At 72.4% G+C, this 17,937-nt stretch carries 13 protein-coding genes and 1 pseudogene; 6 read left to right on the top strand and 8 right to left on the bottom strand.

What is annotated here, in order from left to right; all coding sequences use genetic code 11:
- Together D455_RS28900 and D455_RS0101690 are read left to right on the top strand one after the other, a co-directional pair.
- On the top strand, positions 1-938 hold a 938-nt coding region (locus tag D455_RS28900), incomplete at its 5' end, for an NAD-dependent epimerase/dehydratase family protein (protein WP_017569028.1).
- A 67-nt stretch (positions 939-1,005) separates the two neighbouring features.
- Positions 1,006-2,037, top strand: a complete 1,032-nt coding sequence (locus D455_RS0101690) for a LacI family DNA-binding transcriptional regulator (protein WP_017569029.1) — start codon at positions 1,006-1,008, stop codon at positions 2,035-2,037.
- Positions 2,038-2,204: 167 nt separating this feature from the next.
- Here the strand turns inward: D455_RS0101690 and D455_RS0101695 are convergent, their stop codons facing one another.
- Positions 2,205-2,624, bottom strand: a complete 420-nt coding sequence (locus tag D455_RS0101695; protein ID WP_017569030.1) for a DUF6069 family protein — start codon at positions 2,622-2,624, stop codon at positions 2,205-2,207.
- Positions 2,625-2,947: 323 nt separating this feature from the next.
- Here D455_RS0101695 and D455_RS0101700 point away from each other — a divergent pair, with 323 nt between their 5' ends.
- The 3 genes from D455_RS0101700 to D455_RS0101710 all read left to right on the top strand — a co-directional run bounded on the left by D455_RS0101700 (position 2,948) and on the right by D455_RS0101710 (position 5,464).
- Positions 2,948-4,114 carry a sensor histidine kinase gene (locus D455_RS0101700; RefSeq protein ID WP_017569031.1) on the top strand — a complete coding sequence of 389 codons (1,167 nt, stop codon included), beginning with the start codon at positions 2,948-2,950 and terminating at the stop codon, positions 4,112-4,114.
- A complete protein-coding gene (locus tag D455_RS0101705) occupies positions 4,102-4,764 on the top strand; it encodes a response regulator transcription factor (RefSeq protein ID WP_017569032.1) in 663 nt (220 codons plus the stop codon). The genes D455_RS0101700 and D455_RS0101705 overlap by 13 nt, the downstream gene beginning before the upstream one ends.
- Positions 4,765-4,882: 118 nt before the next feature.
- The gene (locus D455_RS0101710; protein ID WP_017569033.1) at positions 4,883-5,464 is read left to right on the top strand and encodes a class I SAM-dependent methyltransferase; all 582 of its coding nucleotides are present in this window, start codon (positions 4,883-4,885) and stop codon (positions 5,462-5,464) included.
- Between the two features lie 145 nt (positions 5,465-5,609).
- On the opposite strand, the gene D455_RS0101715 is transcribed toward D455_RS0101710, so the two are convergent.
- From D455_RS0101715 to D455_RS0101740, 6 genes are all read right to left on the bottom strand, one after another.
- Complete coding sequence (locus D455_RS0101715; RefSeq protein WP_017569034.1) at positions 5,610-5,999, bottom strand: DUF2784 domain-containing protein; 390 nt, start codon at positions 5,997-5,999, stop codon at positions 5,610-5,612.
- Positions 6,000-6,136: 137 nt separating this feature from the next.
- Positions 6,137-7,225 (bottom strand): mandelate racemase/muconate lactonizing enzyme family protein, encoded by a 1,089-nt coding sequence (locus D455_RS0101720; protein ID WP_017569035.1) that lies wholly within the window; start codon positions 7,223-7,225, stop codon positions 6,137-6,139.
- Positions 7,226-7,227: 2 nt separating this feature from the next.
- Positions 7,228-8,133 (bottom strand): 5-dehydro-4-deoxyglucarate dehydratase, encoded by a 906-nt coding sequence (locus D455_RS0101725; RefSeq protein WP_017569036.1) that lies wholly within the window; start codon positions 8,131-8,133, stop codon positions 7,228-7,230.
- A 52-nt stretch (positions 8,134-8,185) separates the two neighbouring features.
- Positions 8,186-9,154, bottom strand: a complete 969-nt coding sequence (locus D455_RS0101730) for a sugar phosphate isomerase/epimerase family protein (RefSeq protein ID WP_017569037.1) — start codon at positions 9,152-9,154, stop codon at positions 8,186-8,188.
- Entirely contained in the window at positions 9,151-10,311 is a 1,161-nt protein-coding gene (locus D455_RS0101735) for a dihydrodipicolinate synthase family protein (protein ID WP_017569038.1), read from the bottom strand. Before D455_RS0101735 ends, D455_RS0101730 begins: the two co-directional genes overlap by 4 nt.
- Positions 10,308-11,462: a Gfo/Idh/MocA family protein gene (locus D455_RS0101740; RefSeq protein ID WP_017569039.1), complete on the bottom strand. Its 1,155-nt coding sequence runs from the start codon at positions 11,460-11,462 to the stop codon at positions 10,308-10,310. The genes D455_RS0101735 and D455_RS0101740 overlap by 4 nt, the downstream gene beginning before the upstream one ends.
- A 424-nt stretch (positions 11,463-11,886) precedes the next feature.
- On the opposite strand from D455_RS0101740, the pseudogene D455_RS28905 reads away from it, so the two are divergent.
- Positions 11,887-17,369: pseudogene (locus tag D455_RS28905) on the top strand (ATP-binding protein).
- Between the two features lie 70 nt (positions 17,370-17,439).
- On the opposite strand, the gene D455_RS0101750 reads toward D455_RS28905, so the two are convergent.
- A complete protein-coding gene (locus D455_RS0101750) occupies positions 17,440-17,895 on the bottom strand; it encodes an HIT family protein (RefSeq protein ID WP_017569040.1) in 456 nt (151 codons plus the stop codon).
- Between the last annotated feature and the right edge of the window lie 42 nt (positions 17,896-17,937).

Raw genomic sequence — 17,937 nt, forward strand, 5'->3', positions numbered from 1 at the left:
GACGACTCGGCCGCAGCGTCGTGACCGTCCTGGCCGACCGCGGACACCAGGTGACCTCCGCCGACACCGCCACGGCCGACCTCCCCGAAGGCGTCGAGGCGATCACCGCCGACCTGCTGGACCCCGCCGCGCTGGAGGAGACCTTCACCCGGGCCCGCCCCGAGGCCGTCATCCACCTGGCCGGAATCGCCGTACCCTTCGCCCGCCCCGACGTGGAGACCCTCCAGGTCAACACCGGCCTGGCCTGGGCCGTGCTCTCCGCCGCCGTCGCCCACGGCGCCCACTCGGCCGTGGCCGCCTCCAGCCCCACCGTCTACGGGTACAACACCCCCTCCTGGGCCCCCCGCTACCTGCCGCTGGACGAGGACCACCCGGTCGCGCCCTGGCACGCCTACGGCCTGAGCAAGGCCATCATCGAGGACACCGTGCGCGCCCTGGCACGCACCAGCTCCACCTGCGTCCTGTCATGCCTGCGCCCCGGATACGTGGTCGCCCCCGAGGAGTGGGAGGGCGCCCCCACCCAGCTGGGACACACCATGGCCGAGCGTCTGGCCGACCCGTCCCTGGCCGCCACCTCCCTGTTCAACTACGTCGACGCGCGCGACGCCGCCGAACTGTTCGCCCTGGTCGTCGAGAACCCCGCCAAGGTCAGCGGCGGCCAGGTGTTCAACGCCATGGCCCCCGACCCCCTGGCCCCCGGCCCGGTCGACACCCTGCTGCCCCAGCACCACCCCACCACCGCCCCGGTGGCCGCCGCCCTGGCCGACGGCCGCGCCGTCTTCTCCTCCCAGGCCGCCCGCACCGCCCTGGGCTGGACCCCCACCCGAACCTGGCGTGAACAGCTGCGCACCCAGGGCGACCCCACCAACGACCACGCCACCGAGCCCACCGCCCGGACCGGTACCGACGACACCCGTGAGGCGTCCGGGCGTCCGTGAACGGACCCGCGACTCCGCTAGGCTAGGAAAGAGTTTTCCCATGGGCCGAGGCAGACGAGGGAGCGGTGTGGAGTCCGGTTACGTGACGCTGGAACAGGTCGCCGAGCACGCCGGGGTGTCCCTGGCCACGGCGTCCAGGGTGATCAACGGCAGCACCCGCCAGGTCAGCCAGCGCCTACGCGACAAGGTCACCGCCAGCGCCCAGGAACTCGGCTACCTGGCCAACGCCTCGGCCCAGACCCTGGCCCGCAACAGCAGCTCCCTGGTCGGACTGATCGTCCACGACATCTCCGACCCCTACTTCTCCTCCATCGCCTCGGGGGTCACCCGCCACACCGAGGAACAGGGACTGGTCCTGGTCCTGGGCACCACCAGCCGCTTCGCGCAGAGGGAGGGCCGCATCCTGGCCACCCTGCGCGCCCACCGGGCCCGCGCGGTGGTACTGGTCGGCTCACGCTCCACCGACGAGGAGAGCAACCGGCGCCTGTCCGAGGAGATCCGCATGTTCCGCCGCCAGGGCGGACGGGTGGCGTGCGTGTCCCAGGAGGGACTACCCGCTGACACGGTCACCCCCGACAACCACACCGGAGCCGCCGACCTGGCCCGACGCCTCATCGCCCAGGGCCACCGGGAGTTCGCCATCCTGGCCGGACCCACCGACCTGCGAACGGCACGCGAACGCCTGGACGGGTTCCACTCCGCCCTCTCGGGCGCGGGCCTGGAACTGGCCCACCACAATGTGGTGCACGGCGCCTTCACCCGCGACGGCGGCTACGAGTCCACCCGCCGCCTGATGGCGGTGGGCACCGACGCCACCTGCCTGTTCGCCGTCAACGACGTCATGGCCACGGGCGCGATGGCCGCCCTGCGCGACCTGGGGCTACGTGTGCCCACCGACCTGTCGGTGGCCGGGTTCGACGACATCCCCACCCTGCGCGACCTCACCCCCGCGCTGACCACGGTGCGCCTTCCCCTGGAGGACATGGGCGAACAGGCCGCCGCGCTCGCCCTGGACGGCGAACCCAGCGACCAGCCACGCGTGGTCACCGTGCGCGGCGAGGTCGTCGAACGCGAGAGCACCGCGCCGCCCACCCGCTGAGCACCCGACCCGGAACGAGGAGCCGGTCACCGTGCCCCCCCCCGGGGGGGCGTTCCGGGATCGCCACGGCACCAGCGACCGATGACTCGCTTCGAACACCTCACGCGGGCACCCGACGGGGTGAACGGCCGCCACCCTCACGGGGCCCGCTTCCGAGGAACACGTGCTCAGGAACGGGCCGAACGGCCCAACCCCACGATCAGCACCACCCCGACCAACACGTGCATCCCCTCCAGCACCAGCAGAACCACCGGACCGCCCCCGGCGGTGGCCGGACCGGCCAGGGACAGCACCAACACCACGCACGCGATGACCGTCCACACCCGCCCGGGCCTGCGCACCGTACGCTCCAACACCACGAGCAACAACCAACCCGCCACAGCACCGACCAGGCCCGCCACCGCCACCGCAACCGGCCCCACGGTCCGGGCCCGCCCGCCGGGGAAGGCGGTCAGATCCACACCCAGCAGCGGAACCGCCAGAGCCCACAGGGCCAAAGGCGCCAGCACCGCGGCGGCCACGGTCAGGGCCCGCCGCGGCGCGGTACGGGAGGAGGTGCTGGGAACGCGGCTTTGGGTGGGGGCCATGAGGTTCTCCGTAAGGTGTGAGGCGGCCCAGGAGGGCCGGACGTGGCCGCCGAGGCCCGCTTCGGGTGGCTCGGAAGGAACGGCGGCCGGATTCGCCGGGGCGCGGCGCGGGCGTCGCCCGACCAGACCCCGGGGCCCGAACCCGCCGCCGGGGACACCGTGACCCGCCCCTCGGCGCGTTCTCCGGCGTCCCACCCCCACACTCCCCGCCCGGACCCGGCCGCCGCATCGGTCCCACGGCGACGCCCCGACCAACCGGAGACGGGGCCGTGTCCGACTTTGGTCGGTGTCGGCCCCACACCTGACGCGGCTAGGCTGACCGGATGCCAAGCCGGACCGACGACACCACCCCGTCCGCGCGCAGGACCTCCCCCTGGGCCCCGGCCCTCGTGGTCGCCCTGGTCTGCGCCCAGGTCGCGGCGACGGTCTGGGCCCGCTGGGACGCCCACACCGTCCCCTGGCAACACTGGACGGACCTGGTCGCGGGCATCGTGGTCTGCGCGCTCTCCCCCACCCTGCTGCGCTGGCCGCTCCCCGCGGCACTGGGCGCGTCCGCACTCGCCGCCCTCTTCCCCACCGCCACCCCGGCGGCAGCGGTGGGCGCCCTCCAGGTCGCCCACCAGCGACCCCTCCCCCTCGCCGTGACCGTCGCCGCGACCGGGATCGCCGCCCACACCGTTCAGGGACTCCTCCACCCCAGCACCCCCATCCCCCACATCTGGTGGCTGGTCCTGGTCACCATCGCCTACGCCGCGCTGGTGGGCTGGGGCGCCCTGGCCAGGGCCCGCCGCGCACTGGTGATATCACTGCACGAACGCGCCCGCCGCGCCGAGGCCGAACAGGGACGCCGGGTGGCCGAGGCACGCATGCTGGAACGCACCCGCATCGCCCGCGAGATGCACGACGTGCTCGCCCACCGCCTGTCCCTGCTGGCCACCTACGCCGGAGCCCTGGAATACCGCCCCGACGCCCCGCCCCAACAGCTCTCCCGCGCCGCCGGGGTGGTGCGCACCGGCGTCCACCAGGCCCTCGACGAGCTGCGCGAGGTCATCGGCGTCCTTCGCGAGGAGGACACCGAGACCGACAGGCGCCCCCAACCGGTCCTGGCCGACCTTCCCCGACTGGTGGAGGAGGCACGCGCGGCAGGGGAACACGTCGACCTCCACGACACGGTGGTCGCCCCCGCCGCCCTGCCCGCCGCCACCGGCCGCACCGCCTACCGGCTGGGGCAGGAAGGGCTGACCAACGCCCGCAAACACGCCCCCGGCCAACCGGTCCGGGTCCGGGCCGGGGGCGGACCCGGCGACGGCCTGACCATCGACCTGCACAACCCCCCGCCCCGAAACCCCCCACGAAGGACACCCCCGCCCGGCAGCGGAACCGGCCTGGTCGGACTGACCGAACGGGTACGCCTGGCCGGGGGACGGCTCGACCACGAGCTCACACACGAGGGCTTCCACCTGAAAGCCTGGCTACCATGGCCGCCATGAACCCTGCGCCGCGCGTGCTCATCGTCGACGACGACGCCCTCGTCCGAGGCGGACTGACCATGATGCTCGACGGAGTCCGGGGCATCACCGTGGTCGGCGAGGCCAGCGACGGCGACGAGGTCCTGGCCGCCGCCGACACCCACCACCCCGACATCGTCCTGATGGACCTGCGCATGCCCCGCGTGGACGGCATCACCGCCACCCGCAGGCTGCGCGCGCGCACGCCCCCGCCCGAGGTCGTCGTGCTCACCACCTTCGACACCGACGACAACATCGTGTACGCGCTGCGCGCCGGAGCCAGCGGCTTCCTGCTCAAGGACACCCCGCCCGCGCGGATCGTGGACGCGGTCCTTCGGGTGGCCGAGGGCGAACCCATCCTGTCCGCGTCCGTCACCCGGCGCCTGATGGACCGCACCGCCACCCAGGCGGACACGCACCAACGCGCCCGCGCCGCGCTGGACCGGCTCAGCCCCCGCGAACACGAGGTCGTCCTGGCCGTGGCCCGGGGCTCCAGCAACGCCGAGATCGCCGCCCAGCTGTACATGAGCGTGGCCACCGTCAAGGCCCACGTCTCCAACGTCCTCACCAAACTCGACCTGGACAACCGCACCCAGATCGCACTGCTGTCCCACGACGCCGGACAGACCTGACCCCGAACACACCACCCCCCGCACGTGCGGCGATGCCGCCCCGGCGACGGTCGACGGGGGCCGACCGGCACCCGCCCAGAGGCCGACCTACCGTGAGGCCATGACGAAATACGCGTGGATGTACCGTCTGGGCCTCACCCCCTGGGAACGCTACGGCCCCGCCGTCGGGGCGCAGCTCGGCGCCCTGCTCGACCGCGAGACCCGGGAGCGTCCGGGCACCCCCGGGCGGGCCCTGGACATCGGCTGCGGACGCGGACAGTTCACCCCCGAACTGGCCCGCCGCGGGTGGGAGGCGGTGGGCGTCGACGTCGTACCGCAGGCGGTCGAGGCCGCCCGCCGCAAGGGACCAGCCGAGGTCACCTACGCCGTGGGCGACGCCACCGACCTGGAGTCAGCAGGCCTGGGCACCTTCGACCTCCTGCTCGACATCGGCTGCTTCCAGGGCCTGGACCCGGACCAGCGGGCCGCCGAGGGGCGCGGCGCGACGGCCCTGGCCGCGCCCGGGGCCACCCTGCTCCTGCTCGCCTTCGGACCCTCGCGCTACCAGCGCCTCGTCGAGGGCGTCACGCAGGCCCAGATCGAGGCCGCCCTCCCCGCATGGGAACTCCTCACGGTCCAGGCCGCCGTCACCGACGGCCTGGGATGGCCGATGAACCGGACCGCACCCCAGTGGTACCGGTTCCGCCGCACCACCGGATGACACGGCCCCACACACGCCGGTGGTCCCGCCCGACACGGTCCAAGGGGTGGCCACCGGCACCGGCGAGGGCGCAAGGACCTCACGGCCCCCACCCAACGGAGCCTCAAACGCGGCTCCGCGGGATGGCCACACACCCGAACCGCTTCTACGAAGCGCCCACCACCGCGGCCCGCTCCCGCGGGCGGCGCCGCACACGCAACCACCCCGCGCCCGCCCAGGAGAGCGCGACGACCCCCGCCATGACCACGCGCGACGTCAACAGGTGCTCGGGCGGATACAGGGTCCCGGTCAGGTAGAAGTCGATGAAACCGTTCTCCATCACCGCGCGCCCGGTCACCGACCGCGACCAGTTCTCGACCTCGGTCAACAGGCACGGCCAGTCGACGATCACGATGCCCAGCGCGTAGGCGGCCACGCACAGGTGCACCCAGAACACGCGCGGCCAGCGCCAGGCCAGGAAACCACCGAAGACGACGAAACCGAGGAAGACGAAGTGCAGGGCCATCGCCGTGTGGCCCACCAGGAGGGAGAACATGCCCCCGAACCTAGGGACCGCGCCCCACCGCGCACATCGGTACGCACACCCACCCCGCCCTGAGTACCCGTACTCAGGACGGGGCCGGAGCGCCACAGCCACGAGACGCCCCGGCCCCCACCGATCGCGTCCCGGTGCTAGGGGGAAGCGTCCGCGACCGGCGTGAGCGTGTCGGCGAACACCAGGCCGTGACCTAGCCCGGTGTCGGCGCGCACCCGCCCCCCGTCGAACTCCACCCCGCTGGGGCGGGCCAACGCCCCCAGCGCGGCGAAGGAGGCCCGGTCGATGTCCTCGACCATGGCCACCCGGGGCAGGCACAGCGCCAGCTGCCCCGACAGCTCGGGCAACAGGTGCGGAGCCACCGGCACACCCCGGCGCGCCATCGACTCCGCGATCCGCAGGAACGGGGTGACGCCCCCCACCCGCACCACGTTGGGCTGGGCGACGTCACACACCCCCAGCTCAACGGCCCTTTCGAACTCGGCGACCGTACGCAGGTTCTCCCCCAGGGCGAACGCCACCCGCGTACGCCCACGCAGACGAACGTGCGCCTCCAGGTCCTCCGCCGGAAGGGGCTCCTCCACGAAGTGCGGATCCCACTCCTCCAGGGCCGCCAACGCGCGAGCGGCCCCGGCCACGTCCCAGCGCTGGTTGGCGTCCACCATCAGCAACCGGTCCGGCCCGACCAGCTCACGCACCGCCCCCACCCGCTCCACGTCACGGGCCGGATCGGGCGAACCCACCTTCATCTTGACCGCCGTGTGCCCGGCCTCCACCCACCCGCGCACCTGCTCCAGCAGGTCGGGCAGGGAGTAGTCCAGGTTCACCCCGCTGCCGTAGGCGGGCACCGAGTCCCGGCGCCGCCCCACCAGCTCCACCAGGCTCGACCCCGCCGCGCGGGCGCACAGGTCCCACAGGGCGATGTCCACCCCCGCCAGCGCCATCAGGGTGAGCCCGCTGGTCCCCGCCTCACGCAGGTGCCAACGCAGCTCGTCCCACCGGGACGGGTGGGCCGCACCACCCACCAGCACGGGCCGCAGGTCGTCGTTGACCAGCGCCTCCACCGACCGGGCCCCGATCAACGGGGTCCAGGCGAACCCCGTACCGACCAGCCCCGCGTCGGTGGCCACCCGCACCACCACGACGTCGTTGCGGTCCACACCCCCGTCCCAGGACCGGTGCAGCGGCAACCGGAAGGCCCGGGCGCCGACCTCGGTGACCCGCACGCTCAGGCCCCCTTGACCAGGGCCAGGCCGGTCTCGATCAGCTCGGCCAACGTCGTCTCCTCCTCCGCGGTGGGATCCACGAACGGGGCCCGCACCCCGCCCACGTCCACCCCGCGCAACCGGGCGCCCGCCTTGACCAGCGACACCGCGTACCCCGGCGTCCGATCACGCAACCGCACCAGCGGCTCGAAGAACTCGCGCGTCAACGTGTCGGCCAGCGGGTCACCGGAGTGGAAGGCGGTGTAGAAGGCCGTGGCGACCTCGGGCACGAACGCGAACGCCGCCGAGGAGTACAACGGCACCCCCACCGCCCGGTAGGCCGCCACCGTCAGCTCCGCCGTGGGCAGGCCGTTGAAGAAGGTGAACTCCCCGCCCCGGCTCTCGCGCACCGCCAACACGATCTGGTGCATCCGCCCCAGATCACCCACCCCGTCCTTGATCCCCACCACCGTCGGGATCCGGGCCAGCTCCGCCGCGCTCTGGGGGGTGAAGACCATCGACCCGCGCTGGTAGACCACCACCGGAACGTCCACGGCCGAGGTCACCGTGCGCACGTACTCCACCAGCCCCCGCTGCGGGGCACCCACCAGGTAGGGCGGCAGCAACAGCACCGCGTCCGCCCCCAGCTCCCTGGCCGTGCGCGCCTGCTCGATGGCGGTGCCCACACTGCCGCCAGCACCGGCCACCACCGGCACCCGACCCGCGGTGACCTCCACCGACCGCCGCACCACGGCGGCGTGCTCGGCCGCCGACAGGGCGTGCACCTCACCGGTACCGCAGGCCGCGAACACCCCGCCCGCGCCGTGCTCCACACCCGAGGCCACGTGCTCGGCCAGCACCGCCTCGTTCACCCCTCCCCCGGAATCGAAGGGGGTCAGGGGAAAGAACAGGATTCCGTCGAAGTTCATGCTCACTCCTTGAGCTCCGGGCCCGGGGGCGTCCTCACGCCCCCGGGACACCTCACAGGACGTACTGGACGTGGCGGCGGGCCAGGGTGGCGATGACGTCGTCGCCGTCGGCCGCCCAGACCCGCTCGTTGAAGATCTCCACCTCGATGTCGCCGTCGTAGCCCGCCGCGTCCACCGCACGGCGCAGGGCCCGCACGTCGGCGTGGCCGTCACCGACCATGCCCCGCCCCAGCAGGGCGTCGGCGGGGATCGGCAGCTCCCAGTCACAGGCCTGGAAGGAGGCGATGCGCCCGCCCGCGCCGGCGCGGGCGATCTGCTCCCACACCTGCGGGTCCCACCACACGTGGTAGGCGTCCACCACCACGCCGACGGCCGCCGCGTCGAAGCGTTCGGCCAGGTCCAGGGCCTGACCCAGCGTGGAGAGCACTGCGCGGTCGGCGCAGAACATCGGGTGCAGGGGCTCCAACGCGAGCCGGATCCCGCGCTGGAGGGCGTAGGGCACCAGTTCGGCGAGGGCGTCCGCCGCCCGCTCACGGATCCCGACCAGGTCGCGGTCACCGTCGGGCATACCGCCCAGGACCATGACCAGGCAGGGCGCACCCAGTTCGGCGGCCTCGTCGATGGCGCGCCGGTTGTCCTCCAGGGCCGCGGCCCGGTCAGGCCTGGTCAGGAACCCGGCACGGCAGTGGGAGGACACGCGCAGACCGGATCGGCGCAGCAGGCTGGCGGCCCTGGCCAGGCCCATCTCGGCGACCGGCTCGCGCCACACCCCGATGGCGGGCACTCCGGCGCGCAGACAGCCGTCCACGGCCTGGGTCAGGCTCCAGTACTTGACGGTGGCCTGGTTGAGCGAGAGCCGCGCCAGCCCCGGGTCGCCCGGCTCGGGCGTGGGTACCGCGGCGGGCCGCCCGGAGGGCACGTCCACGGCCCCGGGCACGACCGGCTCCACGGGCGAGGAGGAGGCGGGGGAGGCCGACGCCCGCGAGGCGGGCACGTCGGCGTCGTCGGGGATCGTGCTCACTGCTTCACTCCAGACACCTCGAGGAGCGCCCGCATGCGGGCCGCCGCCAGGTCGGGGTCGGTCAGGACCCCGGCGGCGTCGGCCAGGCACAGGGCCCGGGCCAGGTGGGGCAGATCGCGGGCGCTGTGCAGCCCGCCCACCATGTGGAACCCCGGTTGGTGGCCGTTGAGCCAGGCCAGGAAGGCCACACCGGTCTTGTAGTAGAAGGTGGGCGCCGCGAACAGGTGCCGGGCCAGGGGGACCGTGGGGTCCATCAGGGACCGGTAGCGCCCGGTGTCGCCCTCGTCCAGGGCGACCAGGGCGCGTGCGGCGGCCGGGGCGATCGCGGCGAAGATCCCGAGCAGGGCGTCGGAGTGGCCCCGCTCGTCACCCAGGACCAGATCGGGGTAGTCGAAGTCGTCGCCGGTGTACAGGCGCACCCCCTCGGGCAGCAGACGCCGCAGCCGCACCTCCAACGCGGCGTCGAGCAGGGAGACCTTGATGCCCTCCACCCTCGCCGCGTGCTCGGCGATCAGGGCCGCCACCGGCTCGATCGCCTCGGCCGGGTCGGCGAAGCCCCAGTACCCCTCCAGGGCGGGGTCGAAGGCGGTGCCCAACCAGTGCAGGATGACCGGCTGGTCGGCCTGGCGCAGCAGGTGGCCGTAGACCTTGGCGTAGTCGTCGGGTCCCGAGGCGATCGCGGCCAGGGCACGTGAGGCCATCAGGATGGGGGTGGCACCGGCGCCCTGGACGACGTCGAGCTGCTCCCCGTACGCGGTGATAACGCTTTCCAAGGTGGCATGCGAAGGATCGAGTTGGTCGGTGCCCACCCCACAGGCCAGGGCGGCGCCGCGCGCGGCGGCCTCCGCCCCCGACCTGCGGATCAGCTCGGCGGTGGCCGCCCAGTCCAGGCCCATGCCGCGCTGGGCGGTGTCCATGGCGTCGGCCACGCCCAGGCCCTGGTCCCACAGGTGGTGGCGGAAGGCCAACGTGGCCTCCCAGTCCAGGCGGGCCGGGGCGCCGGGGGCGTTGGGCGCCAGGGGGTCGGCGACCACGTGGGCCGCCGCGTAGGCGGTGCGTGAGCGGGCGGGGGCGAGTGGGGAGGTGTCGACGGGGGTGCCGCTCAGGGTGTGGGGGGCGATCCCGCCGTCGGCGGTGGGTAGCAGGAGTGTGTTCATGCGAGGGTGACCTCGTCCAGTTCGATCGTGCGTCCGGTGCGCGCCGACTGAAGTCCGGCCTCGGCCATCTGCAGGCCGCGCGCACCCGAGAGCAGGTCGTGCGGGAAGGGGGCGCCGGTGACCACGTGACGCAGGAAGTCCTCCCACTGGGCGCGGAAGCCGTTGGGGAACTCGGTGTTGTCGGGCACCGGCTCCCACTGCTCGCGGTAGCGGCCCAGATCCTCCAGGTCGGGGTTCCACACCGCCTTGGGCGTGGCCGAACGGTGCTGGGCGCGGCAGGAGCGCAAGCCCGCCACGGCGCTGCCGTGGGTGCCGTCGACCTGGAACTCCACGAGTTCGTCACGGGCCACGCGCACGTTCCAGGAGGAGTTGATCTGGGCGATGACGCCGCCGTCCAGCTCGAAGATGCCGTAGGCGGAGTCGTCGGCCGTGGCGTCGTAGGGCTGGCCGCTCTCGTCCCAGCGGCGCGGGATGTGGGTGGCCACCTTGGCGGTGACCGCCCGAACCGGACCGAACAGGTGCTCCAGGATGTAGTGCCAGTGCGGGAACATGTCCAGCACCATGCCGCCGCCCTCCTCGGCGCGGTAGTTCCAGCTGGGGCGCTGCGCGGGCTGCCAGTCGCCCTCGAAGACCCAGTAGCCGAACTCGCCGCGCACCGACAGGATCCGCCCGAAGAAGCCGCTCTCGATCAGCCTGCGCAGTTTGAGCAGGCCGGGCAGGAACAGCTTGTCCTGGACCACGCCGTTGCGCACGCCCGCGTCGCGGGCCAGCTTGGCCAGCTCCAGGGCGGCGCTGAGCGTGCTCGCGGTGGGCTTCTCGACGTAGACGTGCTTGCCCGCGGCGATGGCGGCGCGTACGGCGGCCTCGCGGGCGTGGGTGATCTGTGAGTCGAAGTAGATCGTGATGTCGTCGTCGGAGAGCACGGTGTCCAGGTCGGTGGACCACCGCTCGATTCCGTGGTGTTCGGCGATCTCGCGCAGCTTGTGCTCGGAGCGCCCGACCAGGATGGGCTCGGGGACGATCCGGGAGCCGTCGGGCAGGCGTAGCCCGCCCGCCTCGCGGATGGCCAGGACCGACCGGGTCAGGTGTTGCCGGTACCCCATGCGTCCGGTGACGCCGTTCATGGCGACACCCAGCACGTGATCACCCATTGGTTGTTACCGCCTTTCCGTGTGAAAGCGCTTTCCAGCCTACGGCAAACCCACCCTCCACACCAGAGGCACCCCCGGACCTGGCACGACGTGACACGAATCGACGCCACCCGAGGCCACGTCACACTCCGTGGACGACCCGCCACGACCACGCACCGTCGGCTCCGGGTACCGGCACGAACCGGAAGGGACAAGTGTCACAGTCCACACACGCCCCACACGCCCGAAAACGCCGCCACACGCCCCGACACGCCCTGGTCACACGTGAGGAGCCACCGCCTTTTGGACGTTTCCCACAACAGGAACCGTGTAGCGTCCGTTGACTGCGACATGGCGCCGCCAGCCTGTGGACGAAAGGGTGGACACTACAGGGGGCCGCGTCGTCGCGGCACACATCGTCGGTTCGCAGAAGGGGCTCTGCCGGGTGTTCAGTCGTATCGCCATCGTCAACCGTGGTGAGGCCGCCATGCGGCTCATCCACGCCGTACGGGACATCGTCGCGGAGACGGGGACACCGATCGAGACGGTCGCCCTGCACACCGACGTCGACCGCACCGCGGCCTTCGTCCGCGAGGCGGACCTGTCCTACGACCTGGGGCCCGCGTCCGCACGCCCCTACCTCGACCTCAAGGCGCTCGAACGCGCACTGGTGGAGACCAGGGCCGACGCCGCCTGGGTCGGATGGGGCTTCGTCGCCGAGGACCCGGCGTTCGCGCAGCTGTGCGAGGACATCGGCGTCACCTTCGTCGGCCCCAGCGCCGACGCCATGCGCCAACTCGGCGACAAGATCGGCGCGAAGCTGATCGCCGAGGAGGTCGGCGTGCCGGTCGCACCGTGGAGCCGCGGAGCGGTCGAGAGCCTGGACGCCGCCCTGACCGCGGCCACCGAGATCGGCTAACCCCCGATNNNGGCTACCCGCTGATGCTCAAGGCGACCGCGGGCGGCGGCGGACGCGGCATCCGCGTGGTCACCAACGACACCGAACTGACCGACGCCTACGAACGCACCAGCCAGGAAGCCGCACGCGCCTTCGGCAGCGGCGTCGTGTTCCTGGAACGCCTGGTCACCGGCGCCCGCCACGTCGAGGTCCAGGTCATCGCCGACGGCGAGGGCACCGCATGGGCACTGGGCGTACGCGACTGCTCGGTACAGCGACGCAACCAGAAGATCATCGAGGAGTCGGCCTCACCGGTACTCGCCCCCGACCAGACCGCCGAACTCAAGGCCTCCGCCGAACGCCTGGCCGTCGCGGTCGGCTACCGCGGCGCCGCGACCGTGGAGTTCCTCTACCACCCCGGCGAGAAGATGTTCGCGTTCCTGGAGGTCAACACCCGCCTCCAGGTCGAACACCCCATCACCGAATCCACCACCGGCTTCGACCTGGTCAGGGCCCAGCTGTGGGTGGCCTCCGGCCACCGCCTGGAGGGCGAGCGGCCGGTGGAGCGCGGACACGCCGTCGAGGCCCGCCTCAACGCCGAGGACCCCGACCGCGACTTCGCACCCTCCCCGGGCCGCATCGAACGCCTGGACCTGCCCGCCGGGCCGGGCATCCGCGTGGACACCGGCGTCAGCGAGGGCGACACCATCCCCGCCGACTTCGACTCCATGATCGCCAAGATCATCGCCTACGGCCGCGACCGCGACCAGGCCCTGGGCCGCCTGCGCCGGGCCATGGCACAGACCACCGTGATCATCGAGGGCGGCGCCACCAACAAGAGCTTCGTGCTCGACCTGCTCGACCAGCCCGAGGTCATCGACGCCAGCGCCGACACCGGCTGGATCGACCGCGTGCGCGCCGAGGGCGGACTCGTCTCCCACCGCCACTCCGCCATCGCACTGGCCGCCGCCGCCGTCGAGGCCTACGAGGACGAAGAGCGCGTCGAACGCCAGCGACTGCTGTCCACGGCCTTCGGCGGACGCCCCCAGGTCCAGCACCAGAGCGGCCGACCCCTGGACCTCAAACTGCGCGGCGTCGGATACCGCGTGCGCGTCGCCCGCGTCAGCGCCCACCGGTTCCGCGTCGGCCTCCAGACGGGCGAGGACGTCCACACCGCCGACGTCGAACTCGACCGCTTCGACGCCCACACCGGACGCATCACCGTCAACGGCGCCCGCTACCGGCTCCTGACCGCCACCCACGGCCCCGTCCACCTGGTCGAGGTCGAGGGCGTCACCCACCGCGTCAGCCGCGACGAGGGCGGCGTCATGCGCTCCCCCGCACCCGCCCTGGTCGTCGCCACACCGCTGGAGATCGGTGCCGAGGTCGAGGCGGGCGCACCGGTCCTGGTCTTGGAGAGCATGAAGATGGAAACGGTGCTGCGGGCACCGTTCAGGGCACGCCTGAAGGAATGCGTGGTCTCCGTCGGCAGCCAGGTCGAGACCGGCGCCCCGCTGCTGCGCCTGGAACCCCTCGCCGACGACGACTCCGCCACCGAGGACACCCCCGGCGCCAACACCGTCGAACTGGACCTGCCCGCCGCGACCGCGGACACCCCGACCAGCACGCGACTCACCCGCGGCCAGGAGGACCTGCGCGGCCTGCTGCTGGGCTTCGACGTCGACCCGCACGACGAGCACCGCGCCCTCAACGACTACCTCGCCGCACGCGAGGCCGCCACCGACAACGGCCACCGCCCGCTGGAGGCCGAACTCACGCTCGTCAACGTCTTCGCCGACCTGGCCGAACTGAGCCGCAACCGGCCCGCGGGCGAGGACGGCGTCGACGGCAGCCACGTGCACAGCGCCCGCGAGTACTTCCACACCTACATGCAAAGCCTCGACGTCGAGCGCGCCGGACTCCCCGAGGCCTTCCAGACCAAACTCGCCAAGGCCCTGGGCCACTACGGCGTCACCGACCTGGAACGCACCCCCGAGCTCGAAGCCGCGGTGTTCAGGATCTTCCTCGCCCAACAGCGCGTGTCCGCCGACGCCACCGTCATGACCACACTGCTGCGCACGTGGCTGCGCGAACCCGTACCGGACGAAACGCTGCGCGAACCCGTCGGCCTCGCACTGGAGCGGCTCGTGGCCGCCACCCAGGTCCGCTTCCCCGTGGTCGCCGACCTCGCACGCGGCGTGGTCTTCGCCTGGTTCGGCCAGCCGACCCTGCGCCGCAACCGCGCCCGCGTCTACGCCGAGGTCCGCAAACACCTGCGCCACCTGGACACCCACCCCGACGCGCCCGACCGCGCCGAACGCATCGCCGCGATGGTACGCAGCACCGAACCACTGGTACGCCTGCTCGGCCAGCGACTGGTCCGCGACGACCTGGACAACACCGTCATGCTGGAGGTGCTGACCCGGCGCTACTACGGCAACAAGGGCCTCACCAGCGTCCACACCAGCCAGGTCGACGACCACACGTTCGTCGTCGCCCAACGCGAGGGCACACACCTGGTCTCCACAGCGGTGAGCTTCGACGCGCTGGGCGGCGCCCTGCGCGGACTCGCCCAGCTGGCCAACGGCGAGCAGAGCATCGACGCCGACGTCTACCTGTCCTGGGAGAAGCAGCCCGAGGACTCCGACGCGATGGCCACAGCCCTGCACGAGGCGCTGAGCGTGTACCCGCTCCCGGACCAGGTCCGCCGCCTCACCGCCACCGTCGCGGGCAGGAACGGCGCGGTCATGCACCACCACTTCACCTTCCGCCCCTCACCCACCGGGATGGCCGAGGAGCGCCTCATCCGCGGCCTGCACCCCCACATCGCGCAGCGCATGCAGCTGGAGCGGCTCAACGGGTTCGACCTCACCCGGCTGCCCTCCTCCGACGAGGAGGTCTACCTCTTCCAGTGCGTGGCCAAGGACAACCCCTCCGACGACCGCCTCGTCGCCTTCGCCCAGGTACGCGACCTGACCGAACTGCGTGAGCACGACGGCCGCCTGGTCGCGCTGCCCACGGCCGAGGACACCATCGCCACCTGCCTGGACTCGATCCGCCGCGCGCAGGCGCAACGACCCTCCAAGAAGCGCTTCAACACCAACCGGATCGTGGTCTACGTCTGGCCGCCGATCGACCTCACCCGCGCCGAACTGGAGACGATCGGCGCACGCGTGCTGCCTACGACCGCGGGCGCGGGACTGGAGGAGATCCTGTTCATCGCGCGTCAGCGCGACCGCGAGACCGGCGAACTGACCAAGGTCGCCATCCGCGCCTCCTTCGACGCCACCGGCGGCACCCAGCTGACCATCGAAGAACCCTCCGACGCCCCCGTCGAGCCGATCGACGGCTACCGGCAGAAGGTGCTGCGCGCCAGCAGCCGCAACACCGTCTACCCCTACGAGCTGACCGGCCTGCTCGGCGAGTTCGTCGAACACGACCTCGACGACGACCACACGCTGGTGCCGGTCGACCGGCCCAAGGGCCGCAACACCGCGGCGATCGTCGCGGGCGTGGTCACCACACCGACCGAACGACACCCCCAGGGCGTCACCAGGGTCGTACTGCTCGGCGACCCGACCAAGTCGCTCGGCGCGCTCTCCGAACCCGAGTGCCGCCGCGTCATCGCCGCCCTGGACCTGGCCGAGCGGATGCGGGTACCCCTGGAGTGGTACGCGCTGTCCGCCGGAGCCCGCATCTCCATGGAGTCGGGCACCGAGAACATGGACTGGGTGGCCGCCGCACTCAAGCGGATCGTGGAGTTCACCCAGGACGGCGGCGAGATCAACATCGTCGTCGCGGGCATCAACGTCGGCGCGCAACCGTACTGGAACGCCGAGGCGACGATGCTCATGCACACCAAGGGCATCCTGGTGATGACGCCGGACTCGGCGATGGTGCTCACCGGCAAGCAGTCACTCGACTTCTCCGGCGGCGTCTCGGCCGAGGACAACTTCGGCATCGGCGGCTACGACCGGGTGATGGGCCCCAACGGCCAAGCCCAGTACTGGGCGCCGAACCTGACGGCCGCCCGGGACGTGCTGATGGCACACTACGACCACGCCTACATCGCGCCGGGAGAGCAGACGCCCAGGCGGGCGAGCACCACCGACCCCGTCGACCGCGACGTCTCCGACTTCCCGCACACCGTGCCGGGCAACGACTTCACCACCGTCGGCGAGATCTTCTCCGCCCAGGCCAACCCCGACCGCAAGAAGCCCTTCGACATCCGCACCGTGATGCGGGCACTCTCCGACCAGGACCACCCGGTACTGGAACGCTGGGCGGGCATGGCCGACGCCGAGACCGCGGCGGTGCAGGACGTGCACCTGGGCGGCATGCCGGTGTGCCTGCTGGGCATCGAGTCGCAGTCGGTGGCCAGGCGGGGCTTCCCGCCCACCGACGGCCCCGACGCCTACACCGCGGGCACGCTGTTCCCGCGCTCGTCCAAGAAGGCCGCCCGGGCGATCAACGCGGCCAGCGGCAACCGGCCGCTGGTGGTGCTGGCCAACCTGTCGGGCTTCGACGGCTCACCCGAGTCGATGCGCAAACTCCAACTGGAGTACGGCGCCGAGATCGGCCGCGCGATCGTGAACTTCCGCGGCCCCATCGTGTTCTGCGTGATCTCGCGCTACCACGGCGGCGCGTTCGTGGTCTTCTCCAAGGCGCTGAACCCGAACATGACCGTGCTCGCCCTGGAGGGCTCCTACGCCTCGGTGCTGGGCGGCGCCCCGGCGGCCGCGGTGGTCTTCTCCAACGACGTCAACGCCCGCACCGCGGCCGACCCGCGCGTACGGGGCCTGGAGGAGCGCGTCGCCGCCGCCTCCGGCACCGACCGCGCCACGCTGACCGCCGAACTCGACGAACTGCGCTCCTCGGTCCGCGCCGAGAAGCTCGGCGAGGTGGCCGCGGAGTTCGACCGCGTGCACAACATCCAGCGCGCGGTCGAGGTCGGCTCCGTCGACGCCGTCATCAGCGCCGCGGAGATGCGCCCGCGCATCATCGAGGCCATCGAGAAGCACATGCGCTGACCCGGCCGTCGATCGAGCCCGGTGGCGCCGGCCCCCTCGGGGACCGGCGCCACCGGCGTATCCGGGGATCTCAGGGCAGCAGGGCGCGCAACCGGGCCGCGTGGCCGTCGAGCCGCGCACGCTCGGCCTCCTCCCAGTGCGCGTGCACCGAGAAGGCATCACCCGCAAAACGCGGGAAGACGTGCAGGTGCACGTGGAAGACCTCCTGGCCCGCCGCCTCACCGTCGGCCAGGAACAGGTTGACGCCCTCACAGCGCACCAACCCGCCGGAACCTTCGTCCGCGTTCCCCGTGTCCAGGGCGGCTCGGCGCAGGGCCTCACCCACACGGCGGGCCACACTCCACATCCGCCCGCCCAGCTCGTCGCCGACCTCACCCAACCCCACCAGGTGCTCGCGCGGAACCACCAGCACGTGCCCTGGCGTGACCGGGTACAGGTCCATGAACGCCAACACCCACTCGTCGCGGTACACGAGACTGTTCTCGGCCTCACCGTCCCGGATCGAACAGAACACACACGCGTCCACGGGGCCTCCCCTCCTTGGGAGGACCCAGCGTGACACGGCCCG

This window comes from Nocardiopsis halotolerans DSM 44410 (genome assembly GCF_000341065.1).
GTDB lineage: Bacteria > Actinomycetota > Actinomycetes > Streptosporangiales > Streptosporangiaceae > Nocardiopsis > Nocardiopsis halotolerans.